The organism is Leptolyngbya sp. CCNP1308 (assembly GCF_034932455.1).
In the GTDB taxonomy this organism is placed as follows: Bacteria; Cyanobacteriota; Cyanobacteriia; order Phormidesmidales; family Phormidesmidaceae; genus Nodosilinea.
Map to the genome: position 1 here is coordinate 70,319 of NZ_JAYGIH010000074.1, position 17,051 is coordinate 87,369.

Consider the following 17,051-nt stretch of genomic DNA (forward strand, 5'->3'; position numbering starts at 1 on the left):
CGGGGCGAAACTTCACGGGACAACTCTATTCATAGTGTCAGACCCAGCTGAGGTTGACAAAAGCCCTGAGAAAAAATAAAAAAGGTTCTCAAGGAAAAGCCAGGGTTCTCCAAGAACCCTGGCTTCGCAGAAGGTGTCAGCTAGCTAACAGGGATTACTCCACCCCTTCGATGCGGTCTTCAACTTCCTGGTAGAGCTCTTGGAGCTTCTCCAGATTTTCGTCGCTGGTTTCCCAGTAGCCGCGCCCGTTCACTTCCAGCAGGGTCGAGACCATGCGGCGGAAGGAGTTGGGGTTGAGATCCATCAGGCGCTTGCACATCTCCGGGTCTTGAATGAAGGTGGTGTTGACATCTTCGTAGACCCAGTTATCGACGGCCCCGGCGGTAGCCGACCAACCCATGGTATTCACAAGGCGCTTCGACAGCTCGCGTACCCCCTCATAGCCGTGGGAGAGCATGCCCTCATACCACTTGGGGTTAAGCATCTTGGTGCGGGCATCCAGTCTTACCGTCTCCGACAGGGTTCGCACCTGGGCATTGGCGGTGGTGGTGTCGGCAATGTAAGCTGCCGGAGCCTTGCCGTCTTCGCGCAGGGACGCCACCAGTTTGGTGGGGTCAGAGTCAAAGTAGTGCGATACGTCGGTGAGGGAAATCTCCGATGAATCGAGGTTTTGGAAGGTGGCGTCCGCCGTCTTCAAAGCTGACTCAAACAGGCCACGGTTGCTGTCCATCACGCCGGGATTGTCGGAGTTGAAGGCAAAGGACTTGCGCTTCAGGTACATCTCCTGGAGTTCGGCCTCGTTGTCCCAGGTGCTGTTTTCCACCGCCAGGTTGATGTTCGACGAGTAGGAGCCGGAGGCGTTGGAGAAGATCCGGGTGGCGGCTTCGCGTACCCCAATGCCCATTTCTGCCGCCTGCTCCAGGGCGTGCTTGCGGACGAAGTTCATCTCCAGGGGCTCGTCGGCTTCGGCGGCCATTTTGACGGCGCGATCGAGCAGGGCCATCTGGTTGATGAACAGATCCCGAAACACCCCAGAGCAGTTGACCACAATATCTACCCGAGGGCGACCCAGCTCTTCAAGGGAGAGCAGCTCCAGCTTGTTCACCCGGCCCAGGGAGTCGGGTACGGGCTTGACGCCGACAAACCACATCATCTGAGCGAGGGATTCGCCGTAGGTTTTGATGTTGTCGGTGCCCCAGAGCACGGTAGCAATGGTCTCGGGATAGGCTCCGCCGTTTTCTTGCCGCTGGCGCTCCAGTAATCTATCCACCACAATCTTGGCCGACTGCACTGCGGCGGTGGTGGGAATCGACTGGGGATCGAGGGCGTGGATGTTTTTGCCGGTGGGCAGCACATCGGGGTTGCGGATGGGGTCGCCGCCGGGGCCGGGGAGCAGGTATTCACCTTCCAGGGCTTGCAGCAGGGCACCCAGCTCGTTGTCGGCGCAGACCTGCTCCAGGCAGAACTCCAGGTACTCCATCAGGGGCTTGATGGCATCGGCGTCCACATTCTTGTAGCCCGCCTCGTGGAGGGCACGAATCCAGGGTTCTTTACGGCCAATGTTGAGGAAATTGAGCCGCGACACCATGGAGACGCGCCCTTCGGCGTCGATCTGCTCATGGACGAGGGCGGAGATAGCGGCCCGAACCCCCTGGTTGATGTCGTAGAGCAGCTGCACATCGGCGAGGTGGCCGCGATCGCTATTCCCGTAGATATCATCGATATCCCGGCCAATGCTCTCCGCGATGATCCGCTGGAGGCTCTTGATGCCGTCTTCTTCGCGATCGAGGCTGCCGATGTTGACTAGGGTGGCGATCGCCTCTTCAGCGGTAGGCGGCTTGCCCACCACATGCAGACCGCAGGGCAGCAGGCGCGACTCAATCTCCATCAGCTTGATGTAGATCTTGCCCACCAGGTTGTCGCGCTCGTCGTTAGAAAGCTCCCCGGTGTCGCCTTCGGGCAGGGCCACATCGCGATCGAGGTTGCAGATCCGCGCGGTTTCGATGATGGCGTTGACGATCTGTACCGCCCGACCGCTCTCTTTGTTGCCCTGGTAGGAGCCGATCAGCTCGCTCAGCTCCTTGAGTCCTTTATATAGGCCCGCATTTTCGGCGGGGGGCGTCAGGTAGCTGATGGTTTCGGCATAACCTCGACGCTTGGCGATCGTGGCTTCCGAAGGATTATTCGCCGCGTAGTAGTAGAGGTTGGGAATGCTGCCGATCAGGTTGTCGGGGTAGCAGGTGCCCGACATGCCCATCTGCTTACCGGGCATGAATTCCAAAGACCCGTGGGTGCCAAAGTGCAGCACCGCGTCGGCACCCCAGATTTTGTTGAGGAAGGTGTAGTAGGCGGCAAAGCCGTGGTGAGGGCTGGCGGAGCGGGAGAACAATAGCCGCATGGGGTCGCCCTCGTAGCCAAAGGTGGGCTGCACGCCGATGAACACATTGCCAAAGGCCTTGCCGTAGACCAGCATGTTCTCGCCGTCGGTATTCAGGTTGCCCGGCGGTGGCCCCCAGTTTTCTTCGAGCCGTTCGGCGTAGGGAGTGAGGGCCTGGTACTCGCGCACCGGCATGCGGTAGGCGATATTCAGCTCAGGGCTGGCGTACTGGGCCTGGGCGTCGTGGATGACTTCCTGGAGCAGCGCTTCTGGCGACTCGGGCAGATCTTGCACATCGTAGCCGTTTTGCTTCATGGCCTCCAGCACTTTATAGATGGAGCCGAATACGTCCAGGTAGGCCGCCGTACCGACGTTACCCTTGTCGGGGGGGAAGCTGAAGACGGTGATGGCCAGCTTTTTGTCGAGCTTGGGCTTGCGGCGCAGGTTGGCCCACTTCATTGCCCGCTGGGTGATGGATTCGATCCGGTCCTGGAGCGAAATCGCCCGCCCAGTTAATCCATCGCGGCCCGAGAGCACGATCGGTTCGATCGCCCCGTCCAGCTCAGGGATCGCCATTTGCAGCGCCACCTGGATCGGGTGCAGGCCCAGGTCGCTGTCTTCCCACTCTTCGGTGGTTTGGAAGACCAAGGGCAGCGCCACCATGTAGGGACGGTTGAGGCGCTTGAGGGTTTCGATCGCCTTAGGGTGATCTTGGCGAGCGGGGCCACCCACCAGGGCAAAGCCGGTGAGAGAAACCACAGCATCAACGATGGTTTTGGTGTTGTCGACCGGGTCAAAGAAGTAGGCGTCTACGGGCTTGGAAAAGTCCAGGCCGCCCGCAAATACGGGGATCACCTTCGCGCCCAGGTATTCAAATTCCTGCACCATGGCGACGTAATGGGCTTCGTCGCCGGTCACCAGGTGGGTGCGCTGCAGCACCAGACCAATGGTGGGGGCCAGGGGATCCTTCAGATCCTCGGAAATGTCGCGGCGGGAGGCGTGCCAGTTGAGGTATTCCTTGATGTCCTCAAACATGTGCGGGGCCATGGGGTGCCAGATGCCCATGTCGGGGTAGGTGACGGGCTCTTCGTACTCCAGGCTTTCGGCCTGGGGGGCACCCTCGATCTGGCTGTCGGTGATCACGTAGCGATCGGCCAGCATGAGAAAGAAGTTTTCCAGGTTCTCGGGAGAACCGCCCAGCCAGTACTGGAAGCTGAGCATGAAGTTGCGGGCGTCCTGGGCTTTTTCGACGGGCAGGTACTTGAGCACCGTGGGTAGGGTGCGCAGTAGCTTCAGCATGGCGTCTTGGAAGCCCGCGCCTGACTTCTCCTTCCGCTTTTTCATGAAGGAGGCGATCATGCTCTTCGACTGACCGAGCTGGGCCATGGAGAAGCTGCCCATCTTGTTGAGGCGCATCACCTGGGGCATGGAGGGGAAGCACACGGCCACGTCGAGCTGGTCGCGCACGGGGGCGACGGCCTCGACCACCTTATCGGCCAGGTCTTCGATGAAGATCAGCGAAGCGATGAACACGTTGGCCTCGGCCACATCCTGCTTAAACGCCGCGTAGTTGTTGGCGTCGCGCAGTTCTTCGATCAGGTAGCCGTTGACTTCGAAGGCCACTTGAGAGTTGCTGGCATTGATCGACCGGATGGCCGAGGACAGCGAGCTCTGGTATTGAGGCTCTAGAACCACATAGACCACTTTGACCAGACGCCGCCCGTTGAGGTCATCGGGGGCAATGTGGCGCACAGTGGGCTTGACGTGGGTGAACATGCAGTAAAACTCCTTTCGTGGGCTGGGGTGTTGAGGGGCTGTAGCCAACCGGTCGAGTCAGAGGGATTGATTCGACCCGTAGACAGCTGCATCAGACTCTACAGGAAATATTTCGTAACGAAAGCAAAAACGAACGTGTCTCTCCTGTTTGTACCAGAAAACCTTATTCAATAAGGCTTAGGGGAGTTTAGGTGACACAATTTGCAATAAATCAGGCTCGACTTTGTTTACAAAACTTACAATGCTTTGCGATCGCCTCTCTCATTCCTGTAACAAAACATTAAATAAACTCTGACGAGATAAATAATTTACCTGGGTCAGTGCCTTGACTCTCTAGCGGGCTGGAATGTGTACCCTTAGGTTAAAAGCTCTTTTGGAGATCGGATATGTCGTTGAATCGCCCCTTGGCTATGGTGTTAGCCCTGACCGCCCTAGTGCCATTGGCTGCCTGCGGCACCATGGAGTCAATGCACGAAGGTTCAGGCGGTATTCAGGAGAGTTCTGGCGATGCCATGGTGAACGGCACCGGAGCCGGGCACGCAATGGATCTTGGCCCTGCCGACGCCACCTACGACCTGCGTTTTGTTGACGGCATGATCCCCCACCACGAGGGAGCCCTGGTGATGGCAGAGGCGGCGCTAGAAAACTCTCAGCGGCCCGAAATTCGCCAGCTGGCTGAGGAGATTATTACGGCCCAGCAGGTGGAGATTGCCCAGATGCAGGATTGGCGGGCCGCCTGGTACCCCGACGCCCCCGTGGAGCCAATGATGTACCACGCCGAAATGAAGCACGATATGGCGATGAGCGAGGAGATGATCTCAGCCATGCGGATGGATATGGATCTGGGCGGGGCCGATGAGGAGTTCGACCTACGCTTTATCAACGCGATGATCCCCCACCACGAGGGGGCCGTGGCCATGGCGGAAGATTTAAAGGGCAAGAGCAGCCGACCTGAGTTGCTGACCCTAGCCGATGAGATCATTACCTCTCAACAAGCCGAAATCGACCAGATGACGCAGTGGCGGCAGTCGTGGTACGGGCAGTAGGCTCTATTTATTCATCGTGTCAACGCTCCAGCGTTGACACACCGCCCCAGACGCTCCAGCGTCCTCTGTTAAGGCGCTAGAGCCGTCGGAGGCATTCCCACGCAGAGCATAGGAACGATAAACGAGCTTAGGAATGACAAAAGCGAAAGCGCTTCCGCGGATTACTACGGAAACGCTTTCGCTTTTGGTGGGTAGTGCCCTACATCAAAACACTGCGGCAAACACTCTACTCAAGCCACTGCTTAACGCGCGATAGGCTCTTCCAGTCGGGCTTGCGAACCAGGCCGTCATTGATGCTGTCCATGACTTCCTTTTTCAGGTCGTCGGCGACGGTCATCACTTGACCCGCGATTTCGACATGCTCACGCACGCCGGGTTTGCCTGCGTCGAGCATCGCCACCGCCAGATTCACGCGCCCCTGGGGGTCTTGGGGGTTGAGCTTGACGGCTTTTTGGGCGGCTTTGAGGCCGGCGTTGGGCTTGTCGGTGAGCAGGTAGAGCCAGGCCAGACAGGCCCAGGCGGCAGCGCTCTTGGGGGCGCGATCGCACACCTCTTTAAATACAGGAATTAGCTCGGCGGGATCTTCGCCCGCCTTGTAGCGCTCGATGCCCTCATCGAACAGGGTTTCTACGGTTTGAGTCATGGTCTATGAACTATCTAACGCGATATCCAGCAAAGCACAGATTGTAGCCCCGTAGGGTATCCCTACGCCCCGAAGGATTTACCGCAGCCGCAGGTCTGGACGGCGTTGGGGTTGGTGAACTGAAAACCGCCGCCGATCAGCGCGTCGCTGTAGTCGAGCATGAGGCCGTAAAGATAGAGCAAGCTTTTCTTGTCGCAGATTACCCGGAAGCCGTCGTAGTCGTAGACTTCGTCGTGCTCGTTGATGTTGGCCGGGTCTTCAAAATCCATGGTGTAGGACATGCCTGAGCAGCCGCCCTGGCGTACCCCCACGCGCAGACAGAGTTCTTTGTTGCCCTGGGATACTTGAAGAGCCTTAACGTGCCGAAGGGCCGTTTCAGACATCAAAATGCCTTGGGTTTGTTCGGTGGCTTGAGCCATTGCAACCTTTCGATGTAAGTACAGCTTCTACTATCATAAACAGACTCGCCCCAACCGAAGCCGGAGACGGCCTAAATTGTTTTGAAATCTAACACTTTGGTAGCCTAGCCTTAGCTGTTGCCGCCAAGAATTTCTATAGTTTATAGCAGCCGTTCTGGGCGCTGGCCCGCTCTGTGAAGGGTGTCAGCCGAGTTGCAGTTCTTCCCTCTGGGGCCGACTGCGGGACGCGCGGCTAAGCTGCTGTGGGCAGTTCGTGATTAAACTTGGCTATGCTGACCAAAGCTGTGCCTCGAATCAGCGGTAGTCTGACCATTCTGTTCTGTCCGTCGTTACTGTTAGCCCATGACCCGATTGAACCGCATTACCATCGATCGCCTCAAGCGGCTGCCCCGTGTGGCCAGCGTGTGGGAGGGCGATCGCCGTTCGGTGGGCGGTTTAATGGATGACGATACGGGGTTGCGCCAGCGCCACACCGAAACCAGCGACTGCATTCTCTGGGTCGATAGCAGCCACGGCGCGGTGCGGGGGCTGACCATGGTGCCCACCACCTGCGGCTACGAACCGGTGGTACGCACCCTCTTACAGGCGATTGAGTCGCCCCAGGGCAACCTAGCCCCAGCCAGGCCGCAAAAAATTGTAGTTAGCGATCGCGAAATTCAGTTTTATCTGCGGGGAGCGCTCCAGGGGCTCGATATTGCGATCGACTATGCCCCCGAGCTGCCCCTGATCGACGAGCTGTTTAACGCCCTCCAGCAGTCTGCCGAAATGACCGAGGCCGAGCTGCCCCCCCGCTACGCCGAGGCCATGCTCGACAAGGCCATGGAGATTTGGGAACTCGCCCCCTGGAACACCCTCAACGAGCAGCAGGTGCTGGCCGTCGAGCTCAACGCCTGGGATCTCGACACCCTCTACGTGTCGATGCTGGGCATGGGCGGTGTCGAGTACGGACTGCTGATGTATCGATCGCTGGATTCGCTCAAACAGTTTCGCCAGCGAGTGCTGATGGGGCAGCAGTCACCCAAGCAGATGCAGGAGGCTTTTCTAGAGCAAGACTGTCTCTACCTCAACTTCGAGCTGTTTGACGACGAACCCTTTCCCAACGTGCCCCAGCCCGCGAGCTGGCTGGCCTCGGCTCCCGAAGCGGTGCAGCCCGACTTCGGCAGCATTCATCCCCTGGAGGGCATGCGCAGCCAGCTAGCCGACGAAGAAGGGGCCACGTTTTTGGTGGCGATGGAGGCGCTAAAGCGCTTTGTCACTCGCTACCGGGCTCAGCTCGAAAAGCCTCCCCTCAAGACGCTTCAGGGCAGCTACAAAATTCCAAACCCCGAGAAAAACGGTGGCTCGTCGCCGCTAAAGATTACGGTTAAAACGCTGCCTGAGGTCACCGCAGAACTCAACGCCGAAACCGAGGAGGCCCTAGGCGATGACGTCAGCCTGACCGGTCTGGTCAATTCTCCGGTGCTGCGCGATGACTACGTGCCCGAAGGGGCGATCATCATCCTCACTCAGTTTCAGCAGCAGGTGCTGAATACGCTGCAGCAAGATCCGGCGATCGCCTTTCAGCAACTGGAGGGCAAATGGGCCCACAACGGCACCGCCGATCGCCCCGACCTGCCGGTGGTGCTGATTCAAACTTCGCGCCCCAAGGCCAAGACCCTAATTCAGCAGCTGCAACGGGCCGAGGGCGTACAGGCGGTGTGCTTTAACCCCGGCAGCGACCCCTTTAGCGGCGAGGCCTTTGAGCTGGGCCTGCTGCAAACCGGCGACGGCGAGCTGCACCTGTTTGCCGAATACGAGACCAATGGCAGCACCGATCGCCGCCTGCTGGAGCGCTGGGACACCTGGCAGAAAGCGTGTAACGGCTCTTGTGCGGTCATTATTGCCAGCGGCATTACCGGCAGCAGCAAGGGAAAGCCCAGCGTGAAGGATATTTTGGGCGTCTTTGAGGCCCGCTGTAAGACGCCGAAGGACTTGCACCTGCCGCCGCTGATGTTGCAGTATGCCGCCGAGTGGGAGTTGGACTGAAGAGGTAGATGGGTGAGTGGATGGGTAGGGTGGGCAATGCCCACCATTGCTTTGGCTTCTCGCAATTCCCTCAAATGTGGAGAAATACGGCGATCGCCTTACCGATCGCATCCCTACGCACACCAGACCCGCAATATCTAGACCATCCTGGCGGAGAAGGCTTTGGCCCATGCATCGGTAGGCTGCACCAGTGCTTTTGTGGCTCTGGCCAGCGTAAATTTTGACAGGCTAGTCAGCTTCTACAGTGACCTGCTCAATCAACCAGCCCAGCCCTACCAGCGCGATCGCTACGCCGAGTTCCGGCTGCCGGGGCTGAGGCTGGCGATTTTTAAGCCCAACCCTGACCAGACCAGTCAATTTGCCGCCCCTAGCAGCGGCGCGATGAGCCTGTGTTTGGAGGTGACGGATTTGGAGAGGGCGATCGCCCACCTGACCCAACTGGGCTATGCGCCCCCTGGCCCTGGGCTTACGGCCTCCCACGGGCGCGAGATCTATGCCTACGATCCTGACGGCAATCGGCTGATTTTGCACCAGAGTTCTGCGGCGCGGGGCTGAATGGGTCGGCGGCGGATTTCTGCCCTAAGATTTCTGGGAAACGTGGCAGTATTGAGAGGGATGTGCCCCTCGGGGCCGTTCTTCAGCGTATGCCGGTAACCGTGGCCAGGTGGGCTAACCCATGAGACCTCAAGATCCCAACTTTCCCGAAGAAATTCCCCCCATTCCGCCCCCGCGCAACACCGATGAAGCAGAATCAGGAGATGAGTTATTGTCCCGCGTAGACGCCAGCACCGAGGCTGTGGAGGAAGAGGCTGTACCCCTGAACCCTGCTGACGGTAGCATCGAAGAACTGGGTAGACAGGCTCTGGGCCGAGAAGATGCCCCAGCGGAGCCAGATTTTACCGATCGCCCCAACCGCCAAAGCCCCGGTGCTGCGCCCCATCCTACCGCTTTAAATAACGGTCGCCCCTACACCCCCGACCCAGAGCCCTGGACCGACAGTGACCTGCAAGCCGTCGAAGACCCGCTGCCGGTACCCACCCCTGAGCCCGAGCCCACCTACATCGACCGCCGCCAAATGCCTGATGCGCCCTACAAAAGTGCGCGGCCTGCGGCTCCGGCCGAGGATGGTTGGGCCGATACCGGAATTCCCTATCAACCGAAGGAGCTAGGCGTGGTTGACCAACTGCTGCTGCTGCTGGCCGAGGGGGCAACCCTCTGGAAGAAGGGCTTGCGGTGGGTGCGATCGCAGCTGCCCCCCGACCTCCAGCGCAAGCTCTCGGACGGCATGCTTACCGCCATTGCCCTCGGCCTGCTGATGCTGCTGTTGGCCCTTTGGAACCCCCTGGGGGCAGATCGGGGCGAACCGGTTGTGGTCTCAGAACCGCCGCCTCAGATGACGGCACCCGATGGGGATGACCTATTGGAGGCCCCCGTCCCCACCGCAGAGCAGCCCACAGTTTCGGCCCCCGCACCCGTGGTTGAGCCGACCCCCGAGCAGAGCTTCATCACCGACATTCAAAACCGGGTCAGCCGCATTAGCCGCTCCTACGGGGCGGGGCTGATTCAGTCGGTAGAGGTGAACCTGCCGGGCAATACCCTGGGGGTGAATGTGGCCGAAGCCTGGTACGGGCTGCTCGGCGACCAGCAAAACGAAATTGCCCAAGATATCTACACCCAGGCCCAGGGGCTCAAGTTTGGCACCCTACAACTGCGCGACCCCGAGGGGGTTGTGGTAGCCCGCAACCCGGTGGTGGGGTCAAACATGGTGATTCTGCGGCGGCTGCGTTCGGTGGATGCGGATTGGCGATCGCAGTAAGGGGGCCGGTGGACTCGTCTCCTGAGCGGAGTCGAAGGGGATGAGTCGAAGGGCTGAGTTAAAGGGATGAGGTCTTGAGTGAAAATTAACCAGGGCGCTTTTAAACACGTTGTTGGAGTGACGGTATGACCTGGCAAGCTGTCGGGGGATGGTGGCGATCGCGGGGGTGGGCTCTGGGCGGGCTGAGTCTGGGGTTGACCCTGCTGAGCGGGCTGCCGGTGCAGGCGGCGGAGGCGATTTTCTTCAGCTATGGCCCGGTGGAGCGATCGGTGAGCACCAGCTCCCTCGAAACCCTGCTTGAGTCGGGGGAACTCACCGACGACCTGGCTTTCTACGTCAATTTGGTGGGGCTGAGCGAGGCCGATGTGGCCCAACTGCGCCAAAACCTCGATCGCCCCCTAGAGGTGGACGGGGTGCTGCTATCGCGTTTTCTCTACACCAGCCTGGGCGAAGAGTTGCTTGACCAGGTGGGGGTAATTCTCAAAACCCGAGCGGGGGGCAATGGCAAGCTGTCGCTGCGGGCAGCGCTAATTCAGGCGGCAACTTCACCGGAGGGGCTGTCGGCCATTAACGTGGTGCGATCGCTGCCCACCGACATGCAAATTGACATCAACGACGCCCAAGCGGTAGCCAGTGCCGTCGAGCGTATTGTTAACGCCACTACAGAATCGGTTGCCCAGCTGGAGCAGATCACGGTGAGCCAGGCCGCCCAGCAGCCCGCCATCGACTACGCCAGCCTGGCCGATTTAACCGTTCCCGGCCCAGCGAGGGTGCAAATTCAGCGGTTTGAGTTGACCGATACCCAGCGCGACCGCCAGCTCTATGTGGATGTGGTGCGGCCCCGATCGTGGCGCGGCCAGGCTCCGGTAATGGTGTTTTCCCACGGGTTGACCTCTAGCCCTGAGGCGCGGCATCAGTGGGCTTCTCACCTGGCCTCCCACGGCATTGTGGTGGTGCTGCCCCAGCACCCCGGCAGCGATGCTCAGCAGGTGGCTGACTTTCAGGCAGGCCTCAGCAGCGACGTGTTTGAGGTGCAGGAGTTTATCGATCGCCCCCTCGACATTACCTTTGTGCTCAACGAGCTAGAGCGGCTCAACCCCACGGAGTTTGAGGGGCGGCTTAAGCTCGATCAGGTGGGGGTGGGGGGGCACTCGCTGGGAGGCTACACGGCTCTAGCGGTGGCTGGGGCAGAGCTTAACTTTGACCATTTACAAGAGGTGTGCAATCGCAACTTCATTTACCTCAACATGTCGCTGCTATTGCAGTGTCAGGCCCTAGAGCTGCCTCGGGAGACTTACAATTTTCGTGATCCAAGAGTTAACTCGGTGCTGCTGGTCAACCCGGTTAACAGCAGCGTCTTTGGCCGCGAGGGGCTAGCGGCGGTAACGGTGCCAGTGATGGTGATTGCGGGCAGCTATGACCCCGCTACCCCAGCGGTATTTGAGCAGTTTCGCACCTTCCCGTGGTACACCACCGAGAATCGTTCTCTGGCGCTGATCGAAGGGCAGGCCCACATCGACTTCTCGGCCCTCGATGCGGGTCTGTCGCGCCTGCTGTCTACCTTGCCAGGGCTCACCTTCGCCGAACCGGAGGTGATCGATCGCTATATGAATGCCCTGGGCCTGGCCTTTGTCGGTCGCTACGTGGCTCGCCGACCCGAGTACGGATTGTATCTGCGATCGGGCTACGACAGCTACCTCAGCCAGGGCGAACCCTCTCGTCTATTTATGGTGAATGCGGGTGCCGAGGTGAATCAGCAGTTGATTAACCCCCTCAATGAGCGCCTCCAACCGCTAGAACTGCCCAACGGTCAATTGGGGAAATAGGTGAGGCTGAAGTCAGGCGAGAAAATTCAGGAATCTCAATCGGCTACAGTAACCCAAAGGCCATCATCATGTCGGTGGTGGCCCACCATAACTCCCTGAACTTCAACCTGGTGACGTTCTAGGGTGCGCGGTGGATGGGCGGGATTAGCCGGTTTGAGCGTAACCTGGTTTTCACCCTCACAATAGTGAACGTGCTTGAGGGTTGGGCCTTCCCCTGCAATCCAAACCACGCCAATTTTGCCGAGACGAATATCCCAGAGATCGTCCGTAGGATGAATGACTACAATGTCGCCATCGAGAATCTGGGCATTCACCATGCTGTCACCGCTGACCGTGAGAGCGTAGTCGCCCTCTCGATAGCGCTTACCATCCAGGCGGATGCGATCGCAGCAGATGGGATGCTCCGTGAGATAGCCCGCTTGGATTATCCCCTTTAACGGCAACTCACCATACAAGATGCAAATCGCCCGTGCCCGACCATGGCCTCTAGCGATAAATCCCTTCTGCTGCAATCTATCCAACAAGTCTTGAACAAAGGATGTGGACGATTCTTGCAGCGCTGTTTTGATCTCTCGAATGGTGGGGGCGTAGCCGAGGAGATTGATCCACAACCTTAAACAATCGTGCAGGCGACGCTCTGAAGGGAGAAGTGTCATAGCTCAATACTAATACATTTGTATTAATTTACCATTCGGTAGTCGATGTATCAATAGGTTCATATATCCTGCGTACAGATGTGGTTTTTGTCTATATGCACAAAAAAGCCCGGCTGAGAGATTTCAGCCGGGCTTCAGGAGCAGATTTTTGCGCTCACTTGGTCAGCGATGCGGAGGCTTTGAGGGCTTTGCCACCCACATCAAAAGCGGTGTTGAGCGCGGTGATATGGTCGCCCACGCTGCCCAGCAGGTTGGACAGGTTGGCATCATCGATCTTACCTGCATCGTTGGCCAGGGCCGTGAGGGTGTCGGCAATTTTTTTGAAGTTGTCTTCGTTTTGGGTAAGCTGGGTGCGCACGTCACCCTTCACCAGCTTGAGTAGATCTTCCACCGAGGCCTGAAGCTGGCTGTCGAAGGTTGCGGTTTCGGTGGCCAGGCCGCTGAAGGAAGCCGCCAGGTCGGTAAGGGCGGCTTTTGAGGTATTGATGCTGGTGAGGATGGCGGCGCGATCGCCAATTTTCGTATCAGGATCCGCCGCTTCTTCCAGGTCTTCGGCCAGGCCGTTCACCAGCTTTTGGGCCTGCTTTAGCGAACTGCCGTAGGTGTCTTGGGCCTCCTTGGCGTAGTCTTTGAGCACCGATGAGAGATAGCTCTTGCCCGCCGAGGTCAGGTCTTCGTCAAGCGTAAGCGCTCGGGCCTCGCCACCCCCAAATACCAGTGTAAAGACCAGCAGAACCGCAAGACAGCCGCCCACCAAGCGACTGAAGGCTTTGAGTTGAGGATTCATACAATCTCCAGAGGGGTTAGGTACAGCAGGAAGCGGAAGATCTGCGCCCCAGCCTTAAAGGGGGTTTGAAAAGCGAGTTGCTGTAGCTCTAGTCACCGGCCGATCCCCCCTGCCCCCCTTAAAAAGGGGGGTAAACGTCCCCCTTTTTAAGGGGGTAGGGGGATCTTCACTTTTGCTACAAGTAAGGATGACTTTTCAAACATCCTCCTAGGGCAGCTCAAGATCTTAATTCCCAACGTTGACAGCCCCATCGGGTAGCACTAGGAGGAGAGCTAAGGAGCGGGTCTAGGCCTCTATTTCTACAGGCCTAGGGTTCTCTAAGTAGGGTCATGACAGAGGGCTAGATTTCTGCCACGGCGCGCTCGATCAGTCGGCGGGCCAGGGTTTGGGTGCCGGTGTGCTCGTAGTACTTCACCGACATATCGAGGAATGCGCCCAGGTAGTCGAGCTTGCCCTTAGAGCCTTCGATGAAGCCGCCCAGGTTGTCAACCAGGCCACTCTGGGTGATGTTGTGGTCGGTTACAAAGCGATCCATCCAGCCCTTGGTAGACTCAAAGCTCTCGGTCATAAACGACAGCTTGGCCTTGTCGTTGCCGCCAGGAATTTCGTCTTTGATGCCCTTGAAGGTTTGGTTGCCCTCCAGATCGCTGGAGCCCATACCCTTGATAGCGCTGAGTGCCTTGGTCGAAAAGTCGGCCCCCAGGGGAATGATGCCGTCGAAACTGACCAGGGCGGCCATGCGCACCAGCGACTCGCTGCTGTAGTCGCCCAGGGCGGCGAGAAAGTCGCCTAGGCTGTCGCCGGGGATGCCGCTGATTTTGCAGAAGGCCACCACCTCAGCCACCAGCTTCACCACCAGGTCGATGGTTTGGGCTTTTTCGGGCTTGGGGGAGAGATTTTTGAGAAAGCCCAAGAAGGTGTCTTGGCCAATGCGGTTGGCTAGCGCCGCCGCCCCTAGCAGCCCGGAAGCCGAGTCTACGGTTTCGTAGAGCCAGAGGGCGCTCTGGTAGCCCTGCTTTTTGTCGTTGAAGAGGGCGATCGCCCGTTCGCCAATGGCCTGCACCATAGCCTCGTCGGTTTCGCCTGTGACGGTTTTGATGGTGTTGTCAAAGCCGACCAGGTTGTTCCACTGGCCGGGGACAAAGGTGTCAAGGGTCTTGAGTGCCCGCACGGTTAGGCCCCCGGTGGGGAGCTTATCGACAATTTCGTAGATTTTTTTGCTCACAACTTACTCCTTAGGTCTGCCCTGGTTTCGGTATCGCCGTTATTGCCGTTTGCATTGCTGACTCCCTAGGAGGCAGGCTGAAGACTGGGAGACAGGCTCGGCAGCTTCACCCTGGGTAACTTAAACCCATCTTTAGGCCGAGCCGGGGCAGAGGATGGGGCGGCGGTGGGGGCCGGGGGCAGTGCGGCGGCGGGTTTGGCGACGGGGTTAATCGCCCCCTTGAGCTGGGCTAGGCCCCTGAGGTCAAATTTTTGTAGCCAGGCCACCCGGTCTTCTTGGGTAAAGGAAGGGTCGCGGGAGAGCACCTTGACCTGGTAGCGATCGTTCACCAGCACTCCGGTGGCGGTGCTGCCCTGCTCTACGGTCGGAAAGCCGCTGACAGACTGGGTGGCGGTGCTATATTTCTCGGCTGAGCCCGGCACACTGGTGGTGTCGCTAATGGTGAGCATGGCCAGAGTTTTGCCATCCTGCTCCAGCTTGTACTCGGCAAAGCCCTTCTTCTCCTGGTAGGGAATGACGTTGTAGCCCCCCTGATCTCCTGGGAAAAAGGCGTTAAAGGTGCCGCCCTTCTCAGCTTTTTTATCGACCGCCGCAGGGGATCCGAAACCAGTGGTGTCTTTTTGCACCTGGTCGTATTTAGAGGGGGCTGACGAACAGGCGCTAACCAGCAGTACCAGGCAAACCATCAGGGGCGCTAGCCGCCTCAACCAGCGGGTAAAACTCATAACTCTCTCCTTAAACAGGCAAATGGCTAAGACCCTAAAGATGTCTAGGGCTACTTCAGGATTATCGTTGACCCTGGCACAGAAACATAAAGCTTGCGTAAGCAAAAATTATCTTTCACAAAAGAGTACTGTGGCATTCGATCTGGCTTACGGAATTAACGCATCTCTGACCATGACCCCTCAGGCCGATCCACACCATCTCTCCTAGGGCTAGTTTTCGATGCGATCGCGCCCCAGCTAGAGGCCCAGGGCCACCTTAACCTTGGCCAGAGCAGCGGCTTCCGCAGCGCTGACCTTGTTGCTACCCGTGCCAAACAGCCCTTCGCCCGCCGCTGCAGCGACGGCGGCCCCGCAGTCGTAGATGAACTGCTTGTACTCGGCGACTTCTTCAGCGGAGGCTTTGCCTTCAACCAGGGTGAGGGCGGCGCTGATGTCGGCGATCGCGCTGTCGAGCATCGCCCCAGACTTAACGTCTTCGGGCTTGATGTCGGGCTTGTCAAGTTTGACATCGCCACTCTTCAGGGTCGCCTCCGAGAAGCCCGCCTGAATGATGGAGTTGGCCGGGTACTTTTGGGCCGCCCCGGCAATTTGCTTCGACATGGCCGCGGCTTCAATAGCCGTAGAGACAATGCCCATGTCAACCATGGCCACCGAAAGCCCGGTCATCATCGGCGCTTTAACCAGGGTTTGCAGCTCTGCGGTTGTGTAATCGCTCATGGTTTACCTCGTGGAGGACGCGCTATATAACGTGGATACTAAACTACTCAGCACCTTGAGGGTAAGCAAAAACGATAAGGAACCCATAAGAGCAGGGGATTGGGCGAGTTTGGCGGCCCGATCCCCTGCTTGTGATTAGCAATGCTGAAAATCATTCCTCGCCAGGGCAGTCTTAAATTGGCGACGTTAAGATTAAAGCGCTACAGCCTGTTTACCCGATATTGATGGCTGTTCATCCCGCGATTGGTCTAGGGCTGTCTCAAGGTTTCGCTTGCGCTACGACCATCGCACTGACCATTGAGGAGGATCTATGCCCGCAGTTACCGAGTCTCCCTATACCCAGGAGCAGATCAAGGTCTGGCTCCGGGGGCTGCTCACCCTGGCCTGGGCCGACGGCAATTTTGACGACGACGAAAAGGCGCTAATCACCGCCATTACCGAAGACGAACTGGCCCCCGAGCTCGACTTTGAGCATTTTGAACCCGTCACCCCCGCCGAAGTGGCACGGGTGCTCGGCTCCGACCCCAAGGTGGCCGAGAACTTTTTGCGCATGGCGGTAATGGTGGCCCTGGCCGACGGCGTGTATTCCGTAGAAGAAGACCTCCAGCTCCAGGCGCTGTGTCAGGCTCTGAACCTGCAAGACACTGTGCTCAACTCGGTGCGATCGACCCTCTACAGCCTCAAGCCCGAGAATGCTGGGCTTGCTGCCGGGCTGCGCCCCCCTGCTGGCAGCAAGCGCGACCCTCTCAAGCCCGCCCGCGAGTGGCTTGACCAGCTCGATGTGCATGACCCGCGTCTGGCCCGGTTTGTCTGCAAACTCATCCCCTCCCAGTGCCCCTTTGAGCGCGATGTGGTGCTATTTAACAAAAAGCTGATGCACATTCCGCCCATGTGCAAGATCAATCCGCTGTACGAGCAGCTGGTGGGGCTGCGGTTTCGCGCCCTGTCTTACCTGGCGGATGACTGCGGCGAAGACGTAACGCCGCTGCTGTAGACGGTTGCCCTGTTGTTGG

At 58.6% G+C, this 17,051-nt stretch carries 14 protein-coding genes; 6 read left to right on the plus strand and 8 right to left on the minus strand.

Annotated features, from left to right (window positions below; genetic code table 11):
- Positions 1-154: 154 nt before the first annotated feature.
- The gene (locus VB780_RS18850; RefSeq protein WP_323352719.1) at positions 155-4,153 is read right to left on the minus strand and encodes a magnesium chelatase subunit H; all 3,999 of its coding nucleotides are present in this window, start codon (positions 4,151-4,153) and stop codon (positions 155-157) included.
- Positions 4,154-4,539: 386 nt separating this feature from the next.
- Here VB780_RS18850 and VB780_RS18855 point away from each other — a divergent pair, with 386 nt between their 5' ends.
- Entirely contained in the window at positions 4,540-5,199 is a 660-nt protein-coding gene (locus VB780_RS18855) for a DUF305 domain-containing protein (RefSeq protein ID WP_323352720.1), read from the plus strand.
- A gap of 226 nt (positions 5,200-5,425) precedes the next feature.
- Here VB780_RS18855 and VB780_RS18860 read toward each other — a convergent pair whose 3' ends face one another.
- Both VB780_RS18860 and VB780_RS18865 read right to left on the minus strand, forming a co-directional pair.
- On the minus strand, positions 5,426-5,842 hold the full coding sequence (locus VB780_RS18860; RefSeq protein ID WP_323352721.1) for a hypothetical protein: 417 nt from the start codon (positions 5,840-5,842) through the stop codon (positions 5,426-5,428).
- 62 nt (positions 5,843-5,904) lie between these two features.
- Positions 5,905-6,261: an iron-sulfur cluster assembly accessory protein gene (locus tag VB780_RS18865; protein WP_323352722.1), complete on the minus strand. Its 357-nt coding sequence runs from the start codon at positions 6,259-6,261 to the stop codon at positions 5,905-5,907.
- Positions 6,262-6,603: 342 nt separating this feature from the next.
- Here VB780_RS18865 and VB780_RS18870 point away from each other — a divergent pair, with 342 nt between their 5' ends.
- The 4 genes from VB780_RS18870 to VB780_RS18885 all read left to right on the plus strand — a co-directional run bounded on the left by VB780_RS18870 (position 6,604) and on the right by VB780_RS18885 (position 11,928).
- Positions 6,604-8,286, plus strand: coding sequence for a DUF6930 domain-containing protein (locus tag VB780_RS18870; protein WP_323352723.1), 1,683 nt, complete (start codon positions 6,604-6,606; stop codon positions 8,284-8,286).
- A gap of 162 nt (positions 8,287-8,448) precedes the next feature.
- Entirely contained in the window at positions 8,449-8,841 is a 393-nt protein-coding gene (locus tag VB780_RS18875) for a VOC family protein (RefSeq protein ID WP_323352724.1), read from the plus strand.
- A 121-nt stretch (positions 8,842-8,962) separates the two neighbouring features.
- Positions 8,963-10,102 carry a hypothetical protein gene (locus VB780_RS18880; RefSeq protein WP_323352725.1) on the plus strand — a complete coding sequence of 380 codons (1,140 nt, stop codon included), beginning with the start codon at positions 8,963-8,965 and terminating at the stop codon, positions 10,100-10,102.
- A 125-nt stretch (positions 10,103-10,227) separates the two neighbouring features.
- Positions 10,228-11,928 (plus strand): alpha/beta hydrolase, encoded by a 1,701-nt coding sequence (locus VB780_RS18885; RefSeq protein WP_323352726.1) that lies wholly within the window; start codon positions 10,228-10,230, stop codon positions 11,926-11,928.
- Between the two features lie 35 nt (positions 11,929-11,963).
- Here VB780_RS18885 and VB780_RS18890 read toward each other — a convergent pair whose 3' ends face one another.
- The 5 genes from VB780_RS18890 to VB780_RS18910 form a co-directional block, all read right to left on the minus strand.
- Entirely contained in the window at positions 11,964-12,584 is a 621-nt protein-coding gene (locus VB780_RS18890) for a LexA family protein (RefSeq protein ID WP_323352727.1), read from the minus strand.
- A 154-nt stretch (positions 12,585-12,738) separates the two neighbouring features.
- Positions 12,739-13,371 carry a hypothetical protein gene (locus VB780_RS18895; RefSeq protein ID WP_323352728.1) on the minus strand — a complete coding sequence of 211 codons (633 nt, stop codon included), beginning with the start codon at positions 13,369-13,371 and terminating at the stop codon, positions 12,739-12,741.
- A 340-nt stretch (positions 13,372-13,711) separates the two neighbouring features.
- On the minus strand, positions 13,712-14,596 hold the full coding sequence (locus tag VB780_RS18900) for a hypothetical protein (RefSeq protein WP_323352729.1): 885 nt from the start codon (positions 14,594-14,596) through the stop codon (positions 13,712-13,714).
- A gap of 65 nt (positions 14,597-14,661) precedes the next feature.
- Complete coding sequence (locus VB780_RS18905) at positions 14,662-15,321, minus strand: hypothetical protein (protein WP_323352730.1); 660 nt, start codon at positions 15,319-15,321, stop codon at positions 14,662-14,664.
- 237 nt (positions 15,322-15,558) lie between these two features.
- A complete protein-coding gene (locus VB780_RS18910; protein WP_323352731.1) occupies positions 15,559-16,038 on the minus strand; it encodes a hypothetical protein in 480 nt (159 codons plus the stop codon).
- 310 nt (positions 16,039-16,348) lie between these two features.
- On the opposite strand from VB780_RS18910, the gene VB780_RS18915 reads away from it, so the two are divergent.
- Positions 16,349-17,032, plus strand: a complete 684-nt coding sequence (locus VB780_RS18915) for a Mo-dependent nitrogenase C-terminal domain-containing protein (protein ID WP_323352732.1) — start codon at positions 16,349-16,351, stop codon at positions 17,030-17,032.
- The last annotated feature ends 19 nt before the right edge of the window (positions 17,033-17,051 follow it).

Excerpts from the sequence above, each read along its gene's own strand:
- VB780_RS18870 (WP_323352723.1), top strand. The coding sequence starts at position 6,604 with ATGACCCGATTGAACCGCATTACCATCGATCGCCTCAAGCGGCTGCCC.
- VB780_RS18915 (WP_323352732.1), top strand. The coding sequence starts at position 16,349 with ATGCCCGCAGTTACCGAGTCTCCCTATACCCAGGAGCAGATCAAGGTC.
- VB780_RS18865 (WP_323352722.1), bottom strand. The coding sequence starts at position 6,261 with ATGGCTCAAGCCACCGAACAAACCCAAGGCATTTTGATGTCTGAAACG.
- VB780_RS18905 (WP_323352730.1), bottom strand. The coding sequence starts at position 15,321 with ATGAGTTTTACCCGCTGGTTGAGGCGGCTAGCGCCCCTGATGGTTTGC.
- VB780_RS18895 (WP_323352728.1), bottom strand. The coding sequence starts at position 13,371 with ATGAATCCTCAACTCAAAGCCTTCAGTCGCTTGGTGGGCGGCTGTCTT.
- VB780_RS18850 (WP_323352719.1), bottom strand. The coding sequence starts at position 4,153 with ATGTTCACCCACGTCAAGCCCACTGTGCGCCACATTGCCCCCGATGAC.
- VB780_RS18860 (WP_323352721.1), bottom strand. The coding sequence starts at position 5,842 with ATGACTCAAACCGTAGAAACCCTGTTCGATGAGGGCATCGAGCGCTAC.
- VB780_RS18855 (WP_323352720.1), top strand. The coding sequence starts at position 4,540 with ATGTCGTTGAATCGCCCCTTGGCTATGGTGTTAGCCCTGACCGCCCTA.
- VB780_RS18880 (WP_323352725.1), top strand. The coding sequence starts at position 8,963 with ATGAGACCTCAAGATCCCAACTTTCCCGAAGAAATTCCCCCCATTCCG.
- VB780_RS18885 (WP_323352726.1), top strand. The coding sequence starts at position 10,228 with ATGACCTGGCAAGCTGTCGGGGGATGGTGGCGATCGCGGGGGTGGGCT.
- VB780_RS18910 (WP_323352731.1), bottom strand. The coding sequence starts at position 16,038 with ATGAGCGATTACACAACCGCAGAGCTGCAAACCCTGGTTAAAGCGCCG.
- VB780_RS18890 (WP_323352727.1), bottom strand. The coding sequence starts at position 12,584 with ATGACACTTCTCCCTTCAGAGCGTCGCCTGCACGATTGTTTAAGGTTG.